The organism is Stenotrophomonas pictorum JCM 9942, from assembly GCF_001310775.1.
Classification (GTDB): Bacteria; Pseudomonadota; Gammaproteobacteria; order Xanthomonadales; family Xanthomonadaceae; genus Stenotrophomonas; species Stenotrophomonas pictorum.
The window spans coordinates 1-2520 of record NZ_BAZI01000379.1; the positions used below are offsets into that span (position 1 = coordinate 1).

The following is a 2520-nucleotide window of genomic DNA, read 5'->3' on the forward strand; positions in this document are numbered from 1 at the left end:
TCGGGCTGGGTGTAGACCGCCACCACTTCGTGCTGGCGCGCGGCCGCTCCCAGCGAGGCGACGGCGAACTCCGGCGTACCGGCAAAAACGATTCTCATGGCAATCCCACTCCCGGAAAGAACAACGGCGCCGGAGGGCGGCGCCGTGCATCGCGGGATCCGGCTACGGCTCCCGCCACGGGCAACCCGGACACATCCGGGTCACCACTGGACTCAGGCCACGTGCTTGCGCTGTTTGGCCAGTTTCTTGCGCACCATCTCGCGCTTGAGCGGCGAGAGGTAATCGATGAACAGCTTGCCGTCCAGATGATCCATCTCGTGCTGGATGCAGGTGGCCAGCAGATCGTCGGCGACCAGCTCCTGCTGCTTGCCGTCGCGGTCGATAAAACGCACCACGATGCTGTCGGCGCGGGTCACATCGGCATAGATACCGGGCACTGACAGGCAGCCTTCCTGGTAGACGCGGCCGCCTTCGCTGGCACTGACGATCTGCGGATTGATGAACACCATCGGCGTGTTGCGCTCCTCGCTGGTGTCGATGACCATGAAGCGCTTGTGCACGTCCACCTGGCTGGCCGCCAGGCCGATGCCCGGCGCCTCGTACATGGTCTGGAACATGTCATCGAGCAGCTGCTGGAAGACCGGCGTGGTCACTTCGGCAGCATCGACGGGAGCCGCCTTGGTACGCAGCCGCGGATCGGGGAATTCGAGAATGGGCAGAAGGGCCATGGTGATACCGGATATGGGGATGCCGCATCAATTCGGCAAGATGTCTCAATTCTAACGCCTGCGCTTGCCCGGCGCCCCCGTTTCTGCACTATAGTGCCGCAACCTGTTGGGGAATCAGGCAGATCGCAACCATGTTGAAACAATTCCGTACGGTCGCCGCCGTGGCGCTGCTGACCGTCACGACGTACGCCGTCGCCGTGGATATGAACGGCGCGCACCCTGACACCTATGTGGTGAAGAAGGGCGACACGCTGTGGGACATCTCTGCACGTTTCCTGACAAAGCCGTGGCTTTGGCCGGAAATCTGGCAGGCCAACCCGCAGGTCAAGAATCCGCACCTGATCTATCCGGGCGACGTGCTGAGCCTGGCCTACCTGGACCGCGTCACCGCCCAGCCCGGCCCGCGCCAGGAAGCACCGATCAACGCGATCCCGCTGGCGGACGTTGAGCCGTTCCTGAAGAACCTGACCGTTGTGGACAGCTTCAAGGAGCTGCCCTATGTCGTCGGCCTGGAAGAAAACCGCCTGCGCGCCAGCGCCGGCCAGAACGCCTATGTGCTGGGCCTGCAGGACGCCCAGCCGGGCCAGCGCTACGCGGTGGTCCGCCCGACCGTGCGCTTCGGCCAGCCCAAGCCCACCGACGATCTGGACGCCCGCGGCGATACCGTTCCCGGCAGCGGCAACCTGTGGAAGAACTACGTGGCCACCGGCGACCGCAGCGAGTTCCTCGGCTACGAACTGGCCCAGGTCAACGTTGGCACGCTGACCCAGGTCGCCAGCGGCGGCGTCCAGGCGTCCACCCTGAAGCTGGAAGACAGCGGGCGCGAAGTCCGTGCCGGTGACCGCATCGTGCCGGTGCAGGCCAACCCGTACGACCTGCAGTTCGTTCCGCACGCCCCGGCCAGTGCCGCAGCGCCGGGCCATCTGCGCGTGCTGGCAGTGGCCGACACCTTCACCTCCGGCGGTCCGCGCGATGTCATCGCCATCTCCGGCGGGGCGCGTGATGGCATCGACAATGGCACGGTGTTCTCGATCTGGCGCAATGGCAGTCACATCAACGACCGTGTGACAGGCAGCAAGTCCACCTCGCGCGCGGACGATGCGCTCAAGGCCGGCGGCAGCCGTGTCTCGTTGCCGGACGAATATGCCGCCCACGCAATGGTGTTCCGCACCTTCGACAAGGTCAGCTACGCGCTGGTGATGGAAGGCACCCGGCAGGCCCGCGTCGGTTACGAGCTCAAGCACCCCGACGCGCAGTAAGCGGCAAAACCCTACGCGACAAAGCGACGGCGCCCGAGGGCGCCGTCGCTGTTTGCGGGTCAGGCTCGGCCGATGGACGATGCCTCCCAAGCCAGACCTGCCCCGTTTACCGAAGCGCTGTTGCGACTGGTGCTGGCCGGCGGTCCCCATCAACCGCGGCGCACGCTGCTGTCACATTTCAGCAGTGCCGAAGCAGCCCTGGCCGCCGGTGCCGCCGCATGGCGTGAGGCCGGCTGCACACCCGCCCAATGCCAGTCACTGGCCCATCCCGATCACGACACCCTGGTACGCGCGCAGGCGTGGCTGCAACAGCCCCACCATCATCTGCTCGGTTGCAACGATCCCGACTACCCGCCACTGCTGCGCGCCAGTCCGCATCCGGCGCTGGCACTGTTTGTCGATGGGGACCCGACCACCCTGTGGCAACCGGCCATCGCCATCGTCGGCAGCCGCAACCCCAGTGCCGGCGGGCGCGATCATGCGCGCGATTTCGCCCAGGCCCTGGCCAGCTCCGGCCTGACCATCGCCAGCGG

The 2520-nt window shown here is 66.2% G+C and carries 3 protein-coding genes and 1 pseudogene; 2 read left to right on the top strand and 2 right to left on the bottom strand.

The annotated features are described in order from the left end of the window. Together JCM9942_RS19185 and def are read right to left on the bottom strand one after the other, a co-directional pair. Positions 1-98 (bottom strand): annotated as a pseudogene (locus tag JCM9942_RS19185) (methionyl-tRNA formyltransferase); the annotation flags it as partial. 114 nt (positions 99-212) lie between these two features. Next, positions 213-728: a peptide deformylase gene (gene def / locus JCM9942_RS13940; protein WP_054660419.1), complete on the bottom strand. Its 516-nt coding sequence runs from the start codon at positions 726-728 to the stop codon at positions 213-215. 131 nt (positions 729-859) lie between these two features. Between def and JCM9942_RS13945 the strand changes: the two genes are divergently transcribed. Together JCM9942_RS13945 and JCM9942_RS13950 are read left to right on the top strand one after the other, a co-directional pair. Continuing rightward, a complete protein-coding gene (locus JCM9942_RS13945; RefSeq protein ID WP_054660421.1) occupies positions 860-1987 on the top strand; it encodes a LysM peptidoglycan-binding domain-containing protein in 1128 nt (375 codons plus the stop codon). A gap of 72 nt (positions 1988-2059) precedes the next feature. Further along, positions 2060-2520: DNA-processing protein DprA (locus JCM9942_RS13950; RefSeq protein ID WP_172675125.1), on the top strand; the 461-nt coding region annotated here is incomplete at its 3' end.